At 74.5% G+C, this 18,266-nt stretch carries 13 protein-coding genes; 6 read left to right on the top strand and 7 right to left on the bottom strand.

The features are described 5' to 3' along the window. Positions 1-17: 17 nt before the first annotated feature. Together ATJ88_RS07690 and gabT are read right to left on the bottom strand one after the other, a co-directional pair. Positions 18-1,295, bottom strand: coding sequence for a Glu/Leu/Phe/Val family dehydrogenase (locus ATJ88_RS07690; RefSeq protein WP_098463322.1), 1,278 nt, complete (start codon positions 1,293-1,295; stop codon positions 18-20). Further along, positions 1,292-2,644: a 4-aminobutyrate--2-oxoglutarate transaminase gene (gene gabT, locus ATJ88_RS07685; RefSeq protein ID WP_098463321.1), complete on the bottom strand. Its 1,353-nt coding sequence runs from the start codon at positions 2,642-2,644 to the stop codon at positions 1,292-1,294. The genes ATJ88_RS07690 and gabT overlap by 4 nt, the downstream gene beginning before the upstream one ends. Positions 2,645-2,773: 129 nt before the next feature. On the opposite strand from gabT, the gene ATJ88_RS07680 reads away from it, so the two are divergent. Then, positions 2,774-4,294, top strand: a complete 1,521-nt coding sequence (locus ATJ88_RS07680) for a PucR family transcriptional regulator (RefSeq protein WP_098463320.1) — start codon at positions 2,774-2,776, stop codon at positions 4,292-4,294. A 48-nt stretch (positions 4,295-4,342) separates the two neighbouring features. Here the strand turns inward: ATJ88_RS07680 and ATJ88_RS07675 are convergent, their stop codons facing one another. Together ATJ88_RS07675 and ATJ88_RS07670 are read right to left on the bottom strand one after the other, a co-directional pair. Next, on the bottom strand, positions 4,343-5,779 hold the full coding sequence (locus ATJ88_RS07675; RefSeq protein WP_245852221.1) for an aminobutyraldehyde dehydrogenase: 1,437 nt from the start codon (positions 5,777-5,779) through the stop codon (positions 4,343-4,345). 100 nt (positions 5,780-5,879) lie between these two features. Beyond that, positions 5,880-6,575: a TetR/AcrR family transcriptional regulator gene (locus ATJ88_RS07670; RefSeq protein WP_245852220.1), complete on the bottom strand. Its 696-nt coding sequence runs from the start codon at positions 6,573-6,575 to the stop codon at positions 5,880-5,882. A gap of 121 nt (positions 6,576-6,696) precedes the next feature. Here ATJ88_RS07670 and ATJ88_RS07665 point away from each other — a divergent pair, with 121 nt between their 5' ends. Genes ATJ88_RS07665 through ATJ88_RS07655 form a run of 3 tightly spaced genes read left to right on the top strand, consistent with a single transcriptional unit; the run spans position 6,697 to position 10,546 of the window. Then, positions 6,697-8,106: a flavin monoamine oxidase family protein gene (locus ATJ88_RS07665; RefSeq protein WP_098463317.1), complete on the top strand. Its 1,410-nt coding sequence runs from the start codon at positions 6,697-6,699 to the stop codon at positions 8,104-8,106. Further along, complete coding sequence (locus tag ATJ88_RS07660) at positions 8,103-9,005, top strand: universal stress protein (RefSeq protein ID WP_098463316.1); 903 nt, start codon at positions 8,103-8,105, stop codon at positions 9,003-9,005. The genes ATJ88_RS07665 and ATJ88_RS07660 overlap by 4 nt, the downstream gene beginning before the upstream one ends. Further along, complete coding sequence (locus ATJ88_RS07655) at positions 9,002-10,546, top strand: APC family permease (protein WP_098463315.1); 1,545 nt, start codon at positions 9,002-9,004, stop codon at positions 10,544-10,546. The genes ATJ88_RS07660 and ATJ88_RS07655 overlap by 4 nt, the downstream gene beginning before the upstream one ends. A gap of 6 nt (positions 10,547-10,552) precedes the next feature. Here the strand turns inward: ATJ88_RS07655 and ATJ88_RS07650 are convergent, their stop codons facing one another. Next, positions 10,553-11,209 carry a TetR/AcrR family transcriptional regulator gene (locus ATJ88_RS07650; RefSeq protein WP_098463314.1) on the bottom strand — a complete coding sequence of 219 codons (657 nt, stop codon included), beginning with the start codon at positions 11,207-11,209 and terminating at the stop codon, positions 10,553-10,555. Between the two features lie 62 nt (positions 11,210-11,271). Here ATJ88_RS07650 and ATJ88_RS07645 point away from each other — a divergent pair, with 62 nt between their 5' ends. Further along, positions 11,272-12,330, top strand: coding sequence for an agmatine deiminase family protein (locus ATJ88_RS07645; RefSeq protein ID WP_098463313.1), 1,059 nt, complete (start codon positions 11,272-11,274; stop codon positions 12,328-12,330). Then, the gene (locus tag ATJ88_RS07640) at positions 12,323-14,104 is read left to right on the top strand and encodes an amidase (RefSeq protein WP_098463312.1); all 1,782 of its coding nucleotides are present in this window, start codon (positions 12,323-12,325) and stop codon (positions 14,102-14,104) included. Before ATJ88_RS07645 ends, ATJ88_RS07640 begins: the two co-directional genes overlap by 8 nt. 59 nt (positions 14,105-14,163) lie before the next feature. Here ATJ88_RS07640 and ATJ88_RS07635 read toward each other — a convergent pair whose 3' ends face one another. Continuing rightward, the gene (locus tag ATJ88_RS07635) at positions 14,164-14,673 is read right to left on the bottom strand and encodes an NUDIX hydrolase (protein WP_098463311.1); all 510 of its coding nucleotides are present in this window, start codon (positions 14,671-14,673) and stop codon (positions 14,164-14,166) included. Beyond that, positions 14,670-18,251, bottom strand: a complete 3,582-nt coding sequence (gene dnaE / locus ATJ88_RS07630; RefSeq protein WP_098463310.1) for a DNA polymerase III subunit alpha — start codon at positions 18,249-18,251, stop codon at positions 14,670-14,672. The genes ATJ88_RS07635 and dnaE overlap by 4 nt, the downstream gene beginning before the upstream one ends. Positions 18,252-18,266: the final 15 nt, after the last annotated feature.

The raw sequence follows: 18,266 nt of genomic DNA, 5'->3' as shown, positions 1-18,266 counted from the left end.
GGCGGTGGGCGGGGGCGTCACGGGTACAGGCCGCGCAGCGCGTGCGCCGCGGCGACGCGCTCGACCGCCATGGCCGTGGCGGCGGTGCGCAGCGAGAGGTCCTTGTCGGCGGCGTAGCCGCGCACGGCGTCCCAGGCGCCGAGCATGCGGTGCCGCAGCCGGTCCTCGACCTCCTGCTGCGTCCACCAGTAGGCCTGGTTGGCCTGGACCCACTCGAAGTAGCTGACGACGACGCCGCCGGCGTTGGCCAGGATGTCGGGCACGACGAGCGCGCCGGCGTCGGCGAGGATCGCGTCGGCCTCGGGCGTGGTCGGGCCGTTGGCCCCCTCGACGACGACGCGGGCCCGCACGCGGGGCGCGTTCTCGGCGGTCAGGACGCCCTCGACGGCGGCCGGGACGAGGAGGTCGACGTCGAGCTCGAGCAGCGCGGGGGCGTCGAGCTCGTCGCCGCCGTCGAAACCGACGACGGTCCCGGCGGCGTCGACGTGGGCCTCCAGGGCGGCGACGTCGAGCCCGCCGGCGCGGGTGACGGCGCCGTACTGGTCGCTGGCGGCGACGACGCGCACGCCGGCGTCGGCGAGGAACCGGGCGGCGCCGCGGCCGACCTTGCCGAAGCCCTGCACGGCGGCGGTGGAGCCCTCGACCGTCACGCCGCGCGAGGCGAGCGCCGCCAGGGCGACGTCGACGACGCCGCGGGAGGTGGAGCTGGCGCGGCCCAGGGAGCCGCCGAGCGACACGGGCTTGCCGGTGACGACGCCGAGCACGGTGTGGCCCTTGTTGACGGAGTAGGTGTCCATCATCCAGGCCATGGTGCGCTCGTCGGTGCCGATGTCGGGCGCGGGGATGTCCCGCTCCGGGCCGATGACGGGCAGGATCTCCGAGGTGAAGCGGCGGGTCACGCGCTCCAGCTCGGCCGTCGAGTACGCACGCGGGTCGATCCGCACGCCGCCCTTCGCGCCGCCGTACGGCACGTCGAGCAGGGCGCACTTCCACGTCATCCACATCGCCAGCGCGCGGACCTCGTCGAGGTCGACGTGCGGGCTGAACCGGATGCCGCCCTTGGCCGGGCCGCGGGAGAAGTTGTGCTGCACGCGGTGGCCGAGCAGGAGGTCCTGGCTGCCGTCGTCGCGCCGCAGCGGGATGGACACGGTGACCTCGCGGCGCGGCGTGGCGAGCATCCGCTCCATGCCCTCGGACAGGCCGAGCACGCGGGCGGCGTCGGCGAGCTGGGAGCGCGCGTCGTCCAGGGGCGTGGCGGGGGCGGTGGCGGCCGGCGCCACGGCCGTGGCCGTCATCGGGCGGTCCCGAGCGCGGCGGCGAGCACGTCCAGGCCCTCGGCGAGGAGCTCGTCGGAGATGGTGAGCGGCGGCAGCAGGCGCAGGACGTTGCCGTAGGTGCCGCAGGTGAGCACGATGACGCCCGCCGCGTGGGCCGCGGTGGCGACGTGCTTGGCCAGCGCGGCGTCGGGCTCGCCGGTGGCGGGGTCGACGAGCTCGACGGCGATCATGGCGCCGCGGCCGCGGACCTCGCCGAGGCGCGGGTCGGTCGCGGCGAGCTCGCCGAGGCGGCCGGTGAGCAGGGCCTCGATCTGACGCGCGCGCTCGATGAGGCCGTCCTCCTCGACGGTGTCGAGGGTGGCCAGAGCGGCGGCGCACGCGAGCGGGTTGCCACCGTAGGTGCCGCCCAGGCCGCCGGCGTGCGCGGCGTCCATGATGTCGGCGCGGCCGGTGACGGCGGACAGCGGCAGGCCGCCGGCGACACCCTTGGCGGTGGTGACGAGGTCGGGCACGACGCCCTCGTGCTCGCAGGCGTACCAGGCGCCGGTGCGGGCGATGCCGGACTGCACCTCGTCGGCGACGAACACGACGTCGTTCGCGCGGCACCAGTCGACGATCGCGGGCAGGAAGCCCTCGGCCGGCACGATGAAGCCGCCCTCGCCCTGGATGGGCTCGAAGACGACGGCGGCGAGGTTCTCGGCGCCGACCTGCTTCTCGATCTGGCTGATCGCGCGGGCCGCGGCCTCGGGGCCGGTCAGGCCGTCGCGGTACGGGTAGGAGGTGGGCACGCGGTAGACGTCGGAGGCGAACGGCCCGAAGCCCGACTTGTAGGGCTGGTTCTTCGCCGTGAGGGCCATCGTGAGGTTGGTGCGGCCGTGGTAGGCGTGGTCGAAGGCGACGACGGCCGTGCGCTTCGTGTACGCGCGGGCGATCTTCACCGCGTTCTCGACGGCCTCCGCGCCGGAGTTGAACAGCGCGGTGCGCTTGGCGTGGTCGCCGGGCGTGAGGGCGTTGAGGCGCTCGGCGACCTCCACGTAGCCCTCGTAGGGGGTGACCATGAAGCAGGTGTGGGTGAACGCCTCGGCCTGCGCGGCGACGGCGGCGGCGACCCGGGGGGCGGCGTTGCCCACGGTCGTCACGGCGATGCCGGACCCGAGGTCGATGAGCGAGTTGCCGTCGACGTCGACGACGACTCCCCCGCCGGCGGCGGCGGCGAACACGGGCATCGTGGTGCTGACGCCGGCGGCGACGGCGGCCTGCTGGCGGGCGGCGAGCTCGCGGGACCGGGGGCCGGGCAGCTCGGTGACGAGGCGGCGCTCCTGGGGCAGCGCGGGGCCGCCGACGATGGTCGGGGTGGTGACGGTCATGTCGACTCCAGCATCGGTGCGGGACGGCGCCCGGGTCGGGCGACGTGGCTCACGCTAGGTCGGTCCAGGGGTGTCGCGCAGCGCCACCTCTGCACAATCTGCGGGACCCTGTTGTGCAAGACTGCCGCCATGGTCACCGTCCGCGACGTCATCGGCAGCACGGAGCTCGCCCTGCGCGGCGTGCACGTCCCCCGCCCGGACGAGCCGGTGCGCTGGGTCGCGACGTCCGAGCTCGCCGATCCCAGCCCGTTCCTCGAGGGCGGCGAGCTGCTGCTCACCACGGGGCTGGGCACCGACGGGTGGGGGCCGGACGACGTCCGCTGGGAGACGTACGTCGCCCGGCTGGCCGCAGCGGGCGTCGCCGCGGTCGGCCTGGGCACGGGCCTCACGCACGCCGAGGTGCCCGCCGCCCTGGCCCGCGCGTGCCGCGCCCGGTCGCTGAACCTCGTGGAGGTGCCCCGGCGCACGCCGTTCGTGGCGATCAGCCGGCTGACGGCGTCGATGCTCCAGGAGGGCGAGCGCGCCGAGGCGCGCCGGGCCGCCAAGGCGCAGCGCGAGCTCACCGAGGCGGCCGCCCGGCGGCCCGGGCCCGAGGCCGTGCTGCGCACCCTGGTGCGCCACCTCGGCGGGGGCGTCGCCGTCGTCGGTCCGCGGGACGACGCACCCACCGCGGTGGGCTCCCCTCCCCCGGCCGGGCTCGACCTGGTCGCCGAGGCCGCCAGGCTGCGCGAGCGCGGGGCCCGCGGCTCGGCCACCCTCGCCGTCGGGGACGCGACGTGCGTGCTGCTCCCGGTGGGGCTCGGCACCCGCCCGGACGGGCACCTGGCCGCCTGGACGCCGGAGCCGCTGGACGGGGCGCGCCGGGGCGCGCTCACCACCGCCGTCGCCCTGCTGGGCCTCGACGCGCAGCGCCGCCGCGACCGCCGCGAGCAGACCGCGCGGATCCGGGGCCGCGCCCTGGAGCTGCTCGTCGCCGGCGACGCCCGCACGGCCGCCGTGCTCGCCGGCGCGGCCGACGACGCCCCGGCGGAAGCCGCCGTGCCCCGGCGGCTGCGCGTGGTCGCCGCGGCGGCGCCCGCGGGCACCGCGCCCGCGGCCGCGACGCCCCTGCTGGAGGACGCGGCGGGTGCCCTGGAGGGCGAGGAGGCGCTGGTGTCCCGCACGAGCGACGGGCTGCGGCTCGCCGCCGCGGACCCCGTGGCGCAACGGTGCGCGGCGGCCCTGGCGGCGCGCGGGCTGACCGCAGGCGTCGGCGAGCTGGTCGACGCCGCGCGGGCGCCGCGCTCGGCACGCACCGCGGCGCACGCGCTCGCGCAGACGACGTCGGCGGTCCCGGTGGTCCGCTGGGACGACCTCGTCGGCGACGGGGTGCTCGCCCTCGTGGGCGACGAGCCGGCGGCGGCGTTCGCGGCGACCTGGCTGGCCCCCCTGCGCGGCCGCGAGCCTCTGCTGGAGGTGCTGCGCGCGTTCCTGCGCCACCACGGGTCGCGAGGGAAGGTCGCCGAGGAGCTCGGCGTGCACCGCAACACGGTGCGTCAGCGCGTCGCGGAGATCGAGGCGGCGCTCGGCCGCCCGCTCGACGACCCGGCGACCCGCGTCAACGCCTGGGTCGCCCTCCAGGCGCACGACGCCCGCGCGCTCGGCCGCTGAGGGCCGGGCACGCGGGCGTCGTGGTCGCCCCGCCCCGGGGCGTCCGGCTCAGTCGCCGAGCGCGTGCATGACGTGCTTGACGCGCGTGTACTCCTCGACCGAGTACAGCGACAGGTCCTTGCCGTAGCCGGAGTACTTGAAGCCGCCGTGCGGCATCTCGGCGGTGAGGAGCACGTGGGTGTTGACCCACACGCAGCCGAAGTCGAGGTCGCGCGAGACCCGCATGGCGGTGCCGTGGTCGGCCGTCCAGACGCTCGCGGCCAGCGCGTAGTCGACGTCGTTGGCGAGCTCGAGCGCCTCGGCCTCGGTGTCGAACGCCTGCACGGTCAGGACCGGGCCGAACACCTCCTCCTGCACGACGCGGTCGTCCTGGTGGACACCGGTGACGATCGTCGGGGCGTAGTAGTAGCCCTCGTCGCCGACCCGGTGGCCGCCGGTGACGACGGTGGCGTGCGCGGGCAGGCCCGCGACCTTCTCCTCGACCGCCGCGAGGTGGCGGGCGTTGTTGAGCGGGCCGTAGGAGTTCTTGGCCTCGTCGTCGCCCGTGACCAGCGCGCGAGCGGCGGCGGCGAGGTGCTCGACGAGCTCGTCGTGGGCCTCGCGCTGCACGAGCACCCGGGTGACGGCGGTGCAGTCCTGGCCGGCGTTGAACGTGCCGAACTCGACCACGGCCTGCGCGGTGGCCGCCAGGTCGGCGTCGGCGAAGACGACGGCGGGCGCCTTGCCGCCGAGCTCGAGGTGGGTGCGCTTGACCTGGCCGGCGGCCCCCGCGGCGACGGCCATGCCGGCACGCACGGACCCGGTGATGGCGACCATCGCCGGGGTGCGGTGGGTGGTCATGAGCTCGCCGGTGCTCGCGTCGCCGAGGACGACGTTGAGCACGCCGTCCGGCACGATCCCGGCGGCGACGCGGGCGAGCGCGAGGGTGGACTCGGGCGTGGTGTCGGACGGCTTGAGGACGACGGTGTTGCCGGCGGCGAGCGCGGGGCCGATCTTCCAGAACGCCATCATCAGCGGGTAGTTCCAGGGGGTGACCTGGGCGACGACGCCGACGGGCTCGCGGCGGACGTAGGACGTGTGCCCGCCGAGGTACTCGGTGGCGGCCTTGCCCTCGAGGGTCCGGGCGGCGCCGGCGAAGAACCGCAGGGCGTCGGCGCCGGCGGCGACCTCCTCCTGCGCGATCTGCGCGCGGGGCTGGCCGGTGTTGCGGTGCTGCGCCTCGACGAGCTCGTCGGACGCGGCCTCGACGGCGTCGGCGAGCCGGAGCAGGACGGCCTGGCGCTCGCCCGGCGTGGATCGGCGCCAGGTGCGCAGCGCGGCGGACGCGGCGGCCATGGCGGCGTCCACGTCGGCGGCGTCGGAGACCGGGGAGACCGCGACGGTGCGTCCCGTGGCGGGGTCGACGACGTCGAGGCGGCCGGCGCCGGACGCGTCGACGAATCGGCCGTCGACGAAGTTCTGCAGGACGGTGACGTCGGGGGTCACGGGCATCTCCTTCGGTGCGGCGGGGCCGGACGGCCACGCAAATGAATGCCCGTCACTTTGACACACCTCCGGGGTCCCGCGCGACACCCCGGCGGCACCGTCAGCCCCCGGCACCCCCGGGGTGCCGCGCCCGGAAGCCCGTGACCAGCGCCGCGAGCCCCGCCTCGAACGCCGCGTCCGCGTTGTCCCGGCCCGCCCGGAGCAGGCCCGCCCGGGCCAGCGCGGGCGCCGCCGCGTCGTCCGGCACGTCGAAGATGTCGGCCGGCGCGGTCGCGTCCATCGCCGACCCGAGCACGAACGACTCCAGCGCCACCACGACGTCGACCGCCTCCGCCTCCGGCCAGCCCCCCGCGCACAGCCCGGCCACGACACCCTCGTACATGGCCACCGTGTGCGGCGACCCCGCGATGGGCGTGACCGCGATGACGGGGACGAGCGGGGCGTGCCGCACGTAGGCGTCGCGGTAGGACCGCGCCCACCGTTCGAGGGCGACGTCCCACGGCTCGGTGTCGAACGCCGACGCGTCGATCCCGCGGTTGACGTGGTCCTGGAGCCAGCGCAGCAGGTCGCGCTTGGAGGCGACGTGGTTGTAGAGCGCCGACGGCGCCACGCGCAGCTCGCGTGCGAGCGCGGCCATGGTCAGGGCGGGGTACCCGCGAGCGCCGATGAGCTCGACGGCGGCCCGGGTGATGCGCTTCTGCGACAGCAGCGGCACGCTGGGTCGACCCCGTCGCCGCGCCCGGGGGCGGGGTGCGGAGTCCGTCGCGACCTGCGTGGGGACCTCGTCGTTCGTCACGCAGGACACGATCTCACGATCCCTCGGCGGCACGGGGGTGTGACGCAGGTCTTGACGGATCGGCCCCCGCCGGTCCTTAATGACTGTCATTCATAAACCTTCGCCGACGCAGGAAGAGGCCATGGACACCCACGCCACCCGCGAGCACACCCCCCTCGAGCTGGAGCGCGACGTCGTCGTCGTCGGCGCCGGCCCCGCCGGCCTCATGGCCGCCCGCCGCCTCGCCCGCGCCGGCCGCAGCGTCGCTGTCCTCGAGGCCCGCGACCGCGTCGGCGGCCGCACCTGGAGCGACACCGTCGACGGCGCCTGGCTCGAGATCGGCGGCCAGTGGGTCTCCCCCGACCAGACCGAGCTCCTCGGCCTCCTCGACGAGCTCGGCAAGGAGACCTACCCGCGCTACCGCGACGGCGAGTCCGTCTACGTCGGCGCCGACGGCACCCGCACCCGCTACACCGGCGACCGGTTCCCCGTCGGCGAGACCACCGCCGCCGAGATGGAGAGGCTCATCGAGATCCTCGACGGCCTCGTCGCCGAGATCGGCGTCCGCGAGCCCTGGGCGCACCCGCTCGCCCGCGAGCTCGACACGATCTCGTTCCACCACTGGCTGCGGAGCCAGTCCGACGACGCCGAGGCCTGCGACAACATCGGCCTCTTCATCGCCGGCGGCATGCTCACCAAGCCCGCCCACGCGTTCTCCGCGCTCCAGGCCGTCCTCATGGCCGCCTCCGCGGGCTCCTTCTCGCACCTCGTCGACGAGGACTTCATCCTCGACCGCCGCGTCGTCGGCGGCATGCAGTCCGTCTCGCTCGCCATGGCCGCCGAGCTCGGCGACGACGTCCACCTGTCCACCCCGGTGCGTACCGTGCGGCGCGACGACGAGGGCGTCACCGTCGTCTCCGACCGCGTCGTCGTGCGCGCCCGCCGCGTCGTCATGGCGGTCCCGCCGAACCTGTACTCGCGCGTCTCGTTCGAGCCGCCGCTGCCCCGCCGCCAGCACCAGCTCCACCAGCACCTGTCGCTCGGACTGGTCATCAAGGTGCACGCCGTCTACCCGACGCCGTTCTGGCGCGAGGACGGGCTGTCCGGCACCTGCTTCGGGGCCGGCCGCCTCGTCCAGGAGGTGTACGACAACACCAACCACGGCGACACCCGCGGCACCCTGGTCGGGTTCGTGTCCGACGAGAAGGCCGACGCGATGTTCCGCCTGAGCGCGGACGAGCGCCGCGCCGCGATCCTCGCCGGGATCGCCGAGTACCTCGGTGACGCCGCCCTCGAGCCCGAGGTCTACTTCGAGTCCGACTGGGGCTCCGAGGAGTGGACCCGCGGCGCCTACGCCGCGAGCTTCGACCTCGGCGGGCTGCACCGCTACGGCGCCGACCAGGCCGCCCCCGTGGGTCCCATCCACTGGGCGTGCTCCGACCTCGCCGCCGAGGGCTACCAGCACGTCGACGGCGCCCTGCGCTCCGGCCGCGCCGTCGCCGAGACGCTGCTCGCCGAGCTCGGCGAGCCGGCCGCGGCCCGGGCCGCGTGACCGCCCGCCTCGTCGTCGCCTACGGCGGCGACTCCCGCAGCCAGGACGCGCTCACCCTGACGGCCGACGTCGCACGCTCGGTCGGCGCCGAGATCGACGTCGTCCTCGTCGTGCGCACCGACGACCCGTTCGGGGCGCCCTACCCGCCCGTCGGGGACGTCGGCCCGCTCACCGAGGAGCGCGCCCGCGACTGGCTGGCCGAGGCCCGCGACGTCGTCGGCGACGACGTCGTGGTGCGCACCCACCTGCGCCGGGACCGCTCGATCGCCCAGGGCGTGATCGACGCCGCCGTCGAGCTCGACGCCTCGCTCGTCGTCGTCGGGACCGCCTCGGGCGGCCCCGCGTCGGCCTTCACGGTGGGTCCCGTCGCGACCCACCTGCTCCACGCCTCCCCCGTGCCGGTGCTCCTCACCCCGCCCCGGTACCGGTCCGCCGGGACCCTGCGGGCGGTGTACTGTGCCGTCGGCACCCGACCGGGGGCGCAGCTCGTCGTCGACGAGGCGGTGCGCACCGCCCTGCGGGCCGAGGTGCCGCTGCACCTCGTGTCCCTCGTGGACGTCGACGAGCACCACGGGGCCGGCGCCGAGGCACGCCGGCGCGCCGAGGACCTGGTCCGCCGGACCGCCGAGGCCGTCACCGCCGACCCCCGGACCACCCCTGACACCGTCGTCACCATCGAGATCGGGCAAGGACGCTCCATGAGACACGCCATCGACTCCGTCGCCTGGGAGCCGGGCAGCCTGCTGCTCGTCGGCTCCTCGCGGCTCGCCACCGGGCGCCGCACGTTCCTCGGCACCACCGCCGCGCGCATGCTGCGCCACCTCCCGGTGCCGATGCTCGTCGTGCCCCGGCCCGCCGAGGCCGCCACGGCCGCCACCGCCGCCGGGGGTGCCGCATGAGCGCTCCCACCACCACGTCGCAGGCGCCCGCGCCCGCGGACGGCGCCACGACCGGCAAGGGCCTCGGCGCCGGCCGCCTGGGCCTGCTGGGCTCCGTCGTCATCGGCGTCTCGACCATCGCGCCCGCCTACACGCTGTCCGGGGCGCTCGGCCCGACGGCCGCGGCGGTCGGCGAGCAGCTGCCCGCGATCTTCCTCGTCGGCTTCGTGCCGATGCTGCTCGTCGCGGTCGGCTACCGGCAGCTCAACAAGGCCATGCCCGACGCCGGCACGACGTTCACCTGGGTGTCGAAGGCGTTCGGCCCGTTCGTGGGCTGGATGGGCGGCTGGGGCCTGCTGGCGGCCACGATCCTCGTGCTGTCCAACCTCGCGGGCATCGCGGTCGACTTCTTCTACCTCGCGCTCGCCCAGATCACGGGCAACCCCGGGCTCGCGGACCTCACCCGCAACGTGTGGGTCAACATCGTCACCTGCCTGGCGTTCATGGCGGCGGCGTGCTGGATCGCCTACCGCAGCGTCGAGACGACGAAGATCGTCCAGTACGTGCTGGTCGGCTTCCAGGTCGCCGTGCTCGTGTGGTTCTCGATCGCCGCGTACGCCCACGTCGCGGGTGGCACCGCGCCGGCCGGCCTGACGATCGACCCGCAGTGGTTCGACCCGTTCGCCGTCGACTCGTTCTCCGCGTTCGCCGCGGGCGTGTCCCTGTCGGTCTTCATCTACTGGGGCTGGGACGTCGTGCTCACCCTCAACGAGGAGACCAAGGGCTCCGCGGTCACGCCGGGCAAGGCGGCGACCTCGACCATCTTCGTCATCGTCGTGCTCTACATGACGGTCGGCCTGGCGGTGCTGACGTTCGCGGGCGTGGGCGAGGACGGTCTCGGCCTGGGCAACCCGGACATCCAGGGCAACGTCTTCGCCGCCCTGGCCGGCCCCGTCATGGGCCCCACCGCGATCCTCATGTCGCTGGCGGTGCTGTCGTCGTCGGCCGCGTCGCTGCAGTCGACGATCGTGTCGCCCGCCCGCACCATGCTCGCCATGGGCCACTACGGCGCGCTGTCGCCGAAGTACGCGCGCATCACGCCGCGCTTCCAGTCCCCCGGCTACGCCACGGTGGCCTCGGCCGTCATCGCGTCGGTGTTCTACGCGGTCATGCGCGTCGTGTCCGAGGACGTCCTGTGGGACACGATCACGGCCCTCGGGATCATGGTCTGCTTCTACTACGGCGCCACCGCGCTCGCGTGCGTCTGGTACTTCCGCTCCGAGGCGCGCGACCCGCGCGCCCTCCTGACGAAGATCGTCGCGCCGGGCGTCGGCGGCGTGCTGCTGCTCGTGTTCTTCGTCCAGACGTCGATCGACTCCATGGACCCGGAGTACGGCTCCGGCTCGCACATCGGCGGCGTCGGCCTGGTGTTCGTCCTCGGCGTCGGCGTCCTCGCGCTCGGCCTGGTCGTCATGGCCGTCCAGCGCGTGCGCCGCCCGGAGTTCTTCCGCGGGCAGGTCCTGCCGCGCGGGAGCTCGGCGGACGGCCCTTCCGCGGGCTGAGCGGGATCATCCACGGCGAGGGCCGGGCGGCGTGCCGCCCGGCCCTCGCCGTGTCAACATGCCCTCGACCGCGCGCACGACGAGGTCCGCGCGGTCGGTGGTGGCGCCCCACCGCACGAGCGACTGGGCGTTGAGCCCGTCGATCATCCCGAGCACCTGCCAGGCGGCGGCGTCCGGGTCGGCGACCTCGAGGTCGCCGGTCGCCACGCCGGCGTCGATCACCCGGCGCACGAGCGACTTCCACGCGTCCATGCGGTCGCGGACGCGGGCCGCGAGCGCCTCGTTGCGACGCCCGAGCGCCCAGGACTCGACCCACACGAGGGTGACGTCGTCGCGGTCGCCGTCGAGCAGGGTGCGCACCAGCAGCTCCAGGGCTCGGGCGGGCGGCACCCCGTCGAGCAGGGCGGCCACGTCGTCGAGCTCGGCGGTGACGACCCGGCCGAAGACGTCCGCGACGAGCTCGTCCATCGAGGGGACGTAGTGGGACACGAGGGCCGCGGTGATGCCGGCGCGCGCGGCCACGGCGCGGGTGGTGACCTGCGCGAGCCCGTCGGCGCGGGCGATGGCGCAGGCCGTCTCGACGACCTGGGCGCGGCGGGCGGCGGGGTCGAGCCGGCGGCGGGTCGCCGCGGCCGTCCCGGTCGGGGCGGACGGGGTTGACATGCGCCCACCCTACGGGCACCCTTCTTTATTGAACAGCCGCTCAACAACGAAGGTGTGACGACATGGCCTGGAGGATGCCGCACGAGGCGGACCCGCACGACCGGACCTGGATGGCGTTCCCCCGCGAGGGGTTCACGCTCGGCGCGAGCACCGCGGAGCAGGAGGCCGGCTACCGCGCCTGGGCCGACGTGGCCAACACGATCGCCCGCTTCGAGCCGGTGAGCATGGTCGTCGACCCCAGCCAGGCCGACCGCGCCCGGCGCATGCTGGACGGCGCCGTCGAGATCCACACCGCACCGCTGGACGAGTTCTGGATGCGCGACGTCGGCCCGACGTTCGTCGTCGACGACGACCGCCCCGGCGTCCTCGGCGCCGTCGACTGGACCTTCAACGGCTGGGGCGCCCCCGCGTGGGCCGAGTGGGAGCTGTCCGCCCGCCTCGGCGCGCACGTCGCCCGCCTCAGCGGCGCCGAGCTCGTCGCCTCCGACCTCGTCAACGAGGGCGGCGCGATCCACGTCGACGGCGCCGGCACCGTGCTGCTCACGCACACCGTCCAGCTCGACCCCCGCCGCAACCCCGGCCTCGACCGCGCGGCCGTCGAGGCCGAGCTCGCCCGCACGATCGGCGCCACCGCGTTCGTCTGGCTCCCCCGCGGCCTCGGCCGCGACTACGACGCCCTCGGCACCAACGGGCACGTCGACATGGTCGCGACGTTCGCCGCGGACGGCACCGTGCTCCTGCACGACCAGACCGACCCGCAGCACCCCGACCACCTCGTCAGCCGGGTGCTGCGCGACCTGCTGGAGTCCGCGAGCGACGCCGCCGGGCGCCCGCTGCGGGTCGTCGGCCTGCCCGCCCCGGCGGTCCTGCGCGACGACCACGGGTTCGTCGACCTGTCGTACGTCAACCACACCCTCGTCAACGGCGGCGTCGTCGCCTGCGGGTTCGACGACGCCGTCGCCGACGCCCGCGCCCGCGAGCTCCTCGCCGACGCCTACCCGGGCCGCGAGGTCGTCACCGTCGACGCCCGGGAGATCTTCGCCCGCGGCGGCGGCATCCACTGCATCACCCAGCAGCAGCCCCGGGTGAGCGGGCCGACGACCGGGGGCGACCGTGGCTGACACCGACGTCACGACCCCCGCCGCGCCCGCGTCCGGCACCGCCGGGCCGGGCACCGTCGAGGTCCACGAGGCGTCCGTCGCCGACCTGCGCGCCGCCCTGGAGTCCGGGGCGGCCACCGCCGTCGGCCTCGTGCGCGCCTACCGTGCCCGCATCGCCGCGTACGACGCGCCCGGCACCGCGACGGCCCTGGCCTCCGTGGTCGTGCCGAACCCGGACGCCGAGGCCGAGGCCGAGGCGTCGGACGCGCGCCGCGCCGCCGGGCGCCCGCTCGGCCCGCTGGACGGCATCCCTTACACCGCGAAGGACAGCTTCCTCGTCCGGGGCCTCACGGCGGCGGCGGGCTCGCCCGCGTTCGCCGACCTGGTCGCGCAGCGCGACGCGTTCACCATCGAACGGTTGCGCGACGCCGGCGCGATCTGCCTCGGGCTGACCAACATGCCGCCCATGGCGAACGGCGGCATGCAGCGCGGCCTGTACGGCCGCGCCGAGAGCCCGTACAGCGCGGACTTCCTCACCTCGGCGTTCGGGTCCGGCTCCTCCAACGGGTCGGGCACCGCCACCGCGGCGAGCCTGGCCGCGTTCGGCCTCGGCGAGGAGACCTGGTCGAGCGGCCGGGCGCCGGCCTCCTGCAACGCGCTGTGCGCCTACACCCCGTCGCGCGGCGTGATCTCCGTGCGCGGCAACTGGCCGCTCGTGCCGACGATGGACGTCGTGGTGCCGCACACGCGCACGATGGCGGACCTCCTGGAGGTGCTCGACGTCGTGGTCGCCGACGACACCGAGACCCGCGGCGACTTCTGGCGCGCCCAGCCCTGGGTGGAGATCCCGGCGGCGTCCGCCGTCCGGCCCGCGTCCTACGCGGCGCTCGCGCCGAGGGACGTGGACGACGCCCGCGCGCGCCTCGCCGGACGGGTCCTCGGCGTGCCGCGGATGTACGTCAACGCCGACCCCGACGCGGGCACCGCGCCGGACGGCGGCATCGGCGGCCCCACCGGCACGCGCGTCGAGACCCGGCCCAGCGTGCTGGCCCTGTGGGAGGCCGCGCGCGCCGACCTGGAGGCCGCCGGCGCCCGGGTCGTCGAGGTCGACCTGCCGCTCGTGACGAACTACGAGGGCGACCGGCCCGGCGCCCCGACGATCGCCACGCGCGGGCTCGTCCCGCCGCCGTTCCTCGAGCGCGAGCTCTGCGACCTGTCCGCATGGGCGTGGGACGACTTCCTGCGCGCCAACGGCGACCCGCACCTGCCCGACCTCACCGGCGTCGACGGCGCGCAGGTGTTCCCGCACCCCGACGGCGCGCTGCCGGACCGGTACGACGGGTTCACCGACGACATCGCCACCTACCCGCAGCACGTGCGCGAGCACCCGGTGGCCGCGATGACCGACATCCCCTGGATGGCCGAGGGCGTGCGCGGGCTGGAGGCCACCCGCCGCGTCGACCTCGAGGAGTGGATGGACGACCTCGGCCTCGACGCCGTCGTGTTCCCCGCGATGGCCGACGTCGGCCGCGCCGACGCGGACACGAACCCCGCGTCCGCCGATCGCGCCTGGGCCAACGGCGTCTGGGTCGCGAACGGCAACCTCGCGATCCGGCACGCGGGCGTGCCCACCGTCACCGTGCCGATGGGCACCATGGCCGACACGGGCATGCCCGTCGGGCTCACGTTCGCCGGCCGCGGGTGGGACGACACCCGCCTGCTGGCCCTCGCCGCCGCGTTCGAGGCCACCGGGGACCGCCGCACCGCGCCGCCGCGCACGCCACCGCTGCGCTGAAGGACCGCGCCGGCGCCGGGTCCCCGTGGGGCCCCGGCGCCGGCCCCACGTGCCGCGGGTCAGAACCCGAAGGTGCGGAACGGCTCCACGGCGCCGTCGTGCAGGTCGCGCAGCACGACGAGCTCGTGCGGCACCACCGGGTCGGGCAGGCGCACGAGCGGGAACCAGCGCAGGTCGGCGGCCTTGTCGGCCTCCTGGAGGGCGGGCGTGCCTGCCCACCGGGTCGCGGCGAAGAAGAAGTCGACGCGCTGCTCCAGCGCCGGTCCGTGCGGGATCCCGCGGTGCTGCACGGTCAGCGGCCGCACGTCGGCCGGGTCCACGTCGACCCCGAGCTCCTCGCGCGCCTCGCGCACCGCCGCCGCGAGCGCCGACTCGCCGGCCTCGACGTGCCCGGCCGCGCCCGCGGCCCAGTGGCCGTCCATGAACCCGGTGCCGGCGCGGAGCTGGAGGAGGACCTGCCCCTCACGGCGCAGGAACAGGTAGGCCGCGGGGACGACGCGGAACCGGTCGTCGGCGCTGCCGTCGTCCCACGCCGCCGGGGAGGGCGTCCCTCCCTCGGTGCCGCTCATGACAGGCACGCCGGGCCGAGGAGCGCCTTGAGGTCGCCGAACAGCGCGGGGCTCTTCTCGACCCGCAGCGTGTCGGCGGCCCGCACGACGGTCCGCTTGCCGGGCTCGGCGACGTGCACGTGCACCTCCGCGGGCCCGGGATGGGTGGCCAGCACCTCGCGCAGCCGCACCATGACGGGCTCGACGCAGCGCGTGTGCGGCACCGTGACGAGCACCGGGGCGTCGGCCACCGCGGAGGTGTCCGGCAGCGACACCTCCTGCGCCTGGAGCTGCATCTGGTCGTCGCGGCGTCGCACACGCCCCTTGAGGGTGACGACCTGGTCCTCGGCGAGCACCGTGGAGTACGCCAGGTACGTCTCGCCGAAGAACATCACCTCGACGGCGCCCTCGAGGTCCTCGATCGTCACGGCGGCCCACGGGTTGCCGTTCTTGCTCATGCGGCGCTGCACCGAGGTGAGCAGCCCCGCCACCGTGACCATCGAGCCGTCCGCGCGGGTCTCGTCGGCGATGAGCGCCGCGATCGAGGTGTCCGCCGCCCGTGCGAGCACGTGCTCCAGCCCGGACAGCGGGTGGTCGGACACGTACAGGCCGAGCATCTCCCGCTCGAACGCGAGCCGCTGCTTCTTGTCCCAGTCGGGCAGGTCCGGCACCTCGACGGAGAACGTCACCGCGTCGTCGGCGCCGCCGCCGAAGTCCGCGAAGAGGTCGAACTGCCCCTCGGCCTCCTTGCGCTTGACCGAGATGACGGCGTCGACGGCCTGCTCGTGGACGACGAGCAGCGCGCGGCGCGGGTGCCCGAGCGAGTCGAAGGCGCCCGCCTTGATGAGGGACTCGATGGTGCGCTTGTTGCACACCACGGCCGGCACCTTGTCGAGGAAGTCGGTGAACGACGTGAACGCGCCCTTCTCCTCGCGCGCCGTGATGATCGCGTCCACGACGTTCGCGCCGACGTTGCGGATCGCGGTGAGGCCGAACCGGATGTCGGACCCGACCGCGGTGAACTTCGCGGCGGAGTCGTTGACGTCCGGCGGCAGCACCGTGATCCGCATGCGACGGCACTCGCCCAGGTAGAGCGCCATCTTGTCCTTGTCGTCCCGCACCGACTGCAGGAGCCCCGCCATGTACTCGGTGGGGTACAGCGCCTTGAGGTACGCCGTCCAGTACGCGACCAGGCCGTAGCCCGCCGAGTGCGCCTTGTTGAAGGCGTACCCGGCGAACGGGACGAGCACGTCCCAGACGGCCTTGATCGCGGCGTCGGAGTACCCGCGCTCCTTGCAGCCCGCCTCGAAGTTCACGAACTCCTTGGCCAGCACCTCGGGCTTCTTCTTGCCCATCGCGCGGCGCAGCAGGTCGGCCTGGCCGAGCGTGTACCCGGCGAGGATCTGCGCGGCGCGCTGGACCTGCTCCTGGTAGACGATGAGGCCGTAGGTCTCGTCGAGGACCTCCGCCAACGGCTCGGCGAGCTCGCGGTGGATCGGCTCGATCTTCTGCAGCCCGTTCTTGCGCAGCGCGTAGTTCGTGTGCGAGTTCATGCCCATCGGGCCCGGGCGGTACAGCGCGATGACGGCGGAGAGGTCGTCGAACTTGTCGGGACGCATCTGGCGCAGCAGCGCGCGCATGGGCCCGCCGTCGAGCTGGAACACGCCCAGGGTCTCGCCGCGCGCGAGCAGCCCGTACGTCGCCGGGTCGTCGAGCGGGACCGTCTCGATCTCGACCGGGTCCTTGCCGTTCATGACGATGTTCTCGAGCGCGTCGTCGAGGATCGTCAGGTTGCGCAGCCCCAGGAAGTCCATCTTGATCAGGCCGAGGCCCTCGGACGTCGGGTAGTCGAACTGCGTGATGACGGCGCCGTCCTGCGGGCGCCGCATGATCGGGATGACGTCGATGAGCGGTGCGCTGGACATGATGACGCCCGCCGCGTGCACGCCCCACTGGCGCTTGAGGCCCTCGATGCCGCGCGCCGTCTCCACGACGCGCTGCGCCTCCGGGTCGGTGTCGTGCACCTGGCGGAACTCCGCCGCCTCCTGGTAGCGCGGGTGGCTCGGGTCGAAGATCCCCGACAGCGGGATGTCCTTGCCCATCACCGCCGGCGGCATCGCCTTGGTGAGCTTCTCCCCCATCGCGAAGGGGAAGCCGAGCACGCGCGAGGCGTCTTTGAGGGCCTGCTTCGCCTTGATCGAGCCGTACGTGACGATCATCGCGACGCGGTCGTCGCCGTACTTCTCGGTGACGTAGCGGATGACCTCGGCGCGCCGACGCTCGTCGAAGTCGACGTCGACGTCGGGCATCGACACGCGCTCCGGGTTGAGGAACCGCTCGAAGATGAGCCCGTGCTCCAGCGGGTCGAGCTCGGTGATGCCCATGACGTAGGACACCATCGACCCCGCCGCGGAACCACGCCCCGGGCCCACGCGGATGCCCTGCTCCTTGGCCCAGTTGATGAAGTCGGCGACCACGAGGAAGTACCCCGGGAAGCCCATCTGGATGATGACGTCCGTCTCGTACTTCGCCTGCTTGCGCACGTCGTCCGGCACGCCGGCCGGGTAGCGCACGTGCAGGCCCTTCTCGACCTCCTTGACGAACCAGGAGATCTCGTCCTCGCCGGCGGGCACCGGGAAGTTCGGCATGTAGTTGGCGCCGGTGTCGAACGACACCTCGGCCTTCTCCGCGACCAGCAGCGTGTTGTCGCACGCCTCGGGCAGCTCGGTGAAGATGCGGCGCATCTCCGCGCCCGAGCGCACGTAGAACGTGTCGCCGCTGAACGCGAACCGGCTGCCGCCCTGGTCGTACGTGGGCTCGTCGAGCGTCGAGCCGGAGTTGACCGCCAGCAGCACCTCGTGGGCGTGGGAGTCCTCCTGCTTGGTGTAGTGCAGGTCGTTCGTCGCGAGCAGCGGCGCTCCGATGTGCTCCGCGAGCCGCAGCAGGTCCTTGGTGACCCGACGCTCGATCTCGATGTCGTGGTCCATCAGCTCGACGTAGAAGTCGTCCTTGCCGAAGATGTCCTGCAGCTCGGCGGCGGCCCGGACCGCCTCGTCCCACTGCCCGAGGCGCAGGCGCGTCTGCACCTCGCCCGACGGGCAGCCCGTCGTCGCCATCAGGCCCTGCGAGTACGTCTCGAGCAGCTCGCGGTCCATGCGCGGCCACTTGCCCATCTGCCCGTCCAGCGACGCCAGCGACGCCGCGCGGAACAGGTTGTGCATGCCCGTGTTGTCCTTCGCCCACATCGTCATGTGGGTGTAGGCGCCACCGGCGGAGACGTCGTCGCGGCGCTGGTTCTGCTCGCCCCACAGCACCTTGGTGCGGTCGTGGCGGCTCGTGCCCGGGGTGACGTACGCCTCGACGCCGATGATCGGCTTCACGCCGAACTTCTGGGCGGTGCTCCAGAAGTCGAACGCCCCGAACAGGTAGCCGTGGTCCGTGATGGCGATGGCCGGCTGGCCGAGACGGTCCACCTCGGTGAACAGCTCGTTCATGCGCGCCGCACCGTCGAGCATCGAGTACTCGGTGTGGACGTGGAGGTGGACGAAGTCGTCCTTCGTCCCGGTGGAGGGTCCGGTGGGTGCGGCGGCGTCCGGCATGGCAGCGAGTCTAGG

It is taken from the genome of Isoptericola jiangsuensis (genome assembly GCF_002563715.1).
In the GTDB taxonomy this organism is placed as follows: domain Bacteria; phylum Actinomycetota; class Actinomycetes; order Actinomycetales; family Cellulomonadaceae; genus Isoptericola; species Isoptericola jiangsuensis.
Note: the sequence above shows the minus strand (reverse complement) of the source record. Positions and strands in the feature narration are given on the sequence as shown.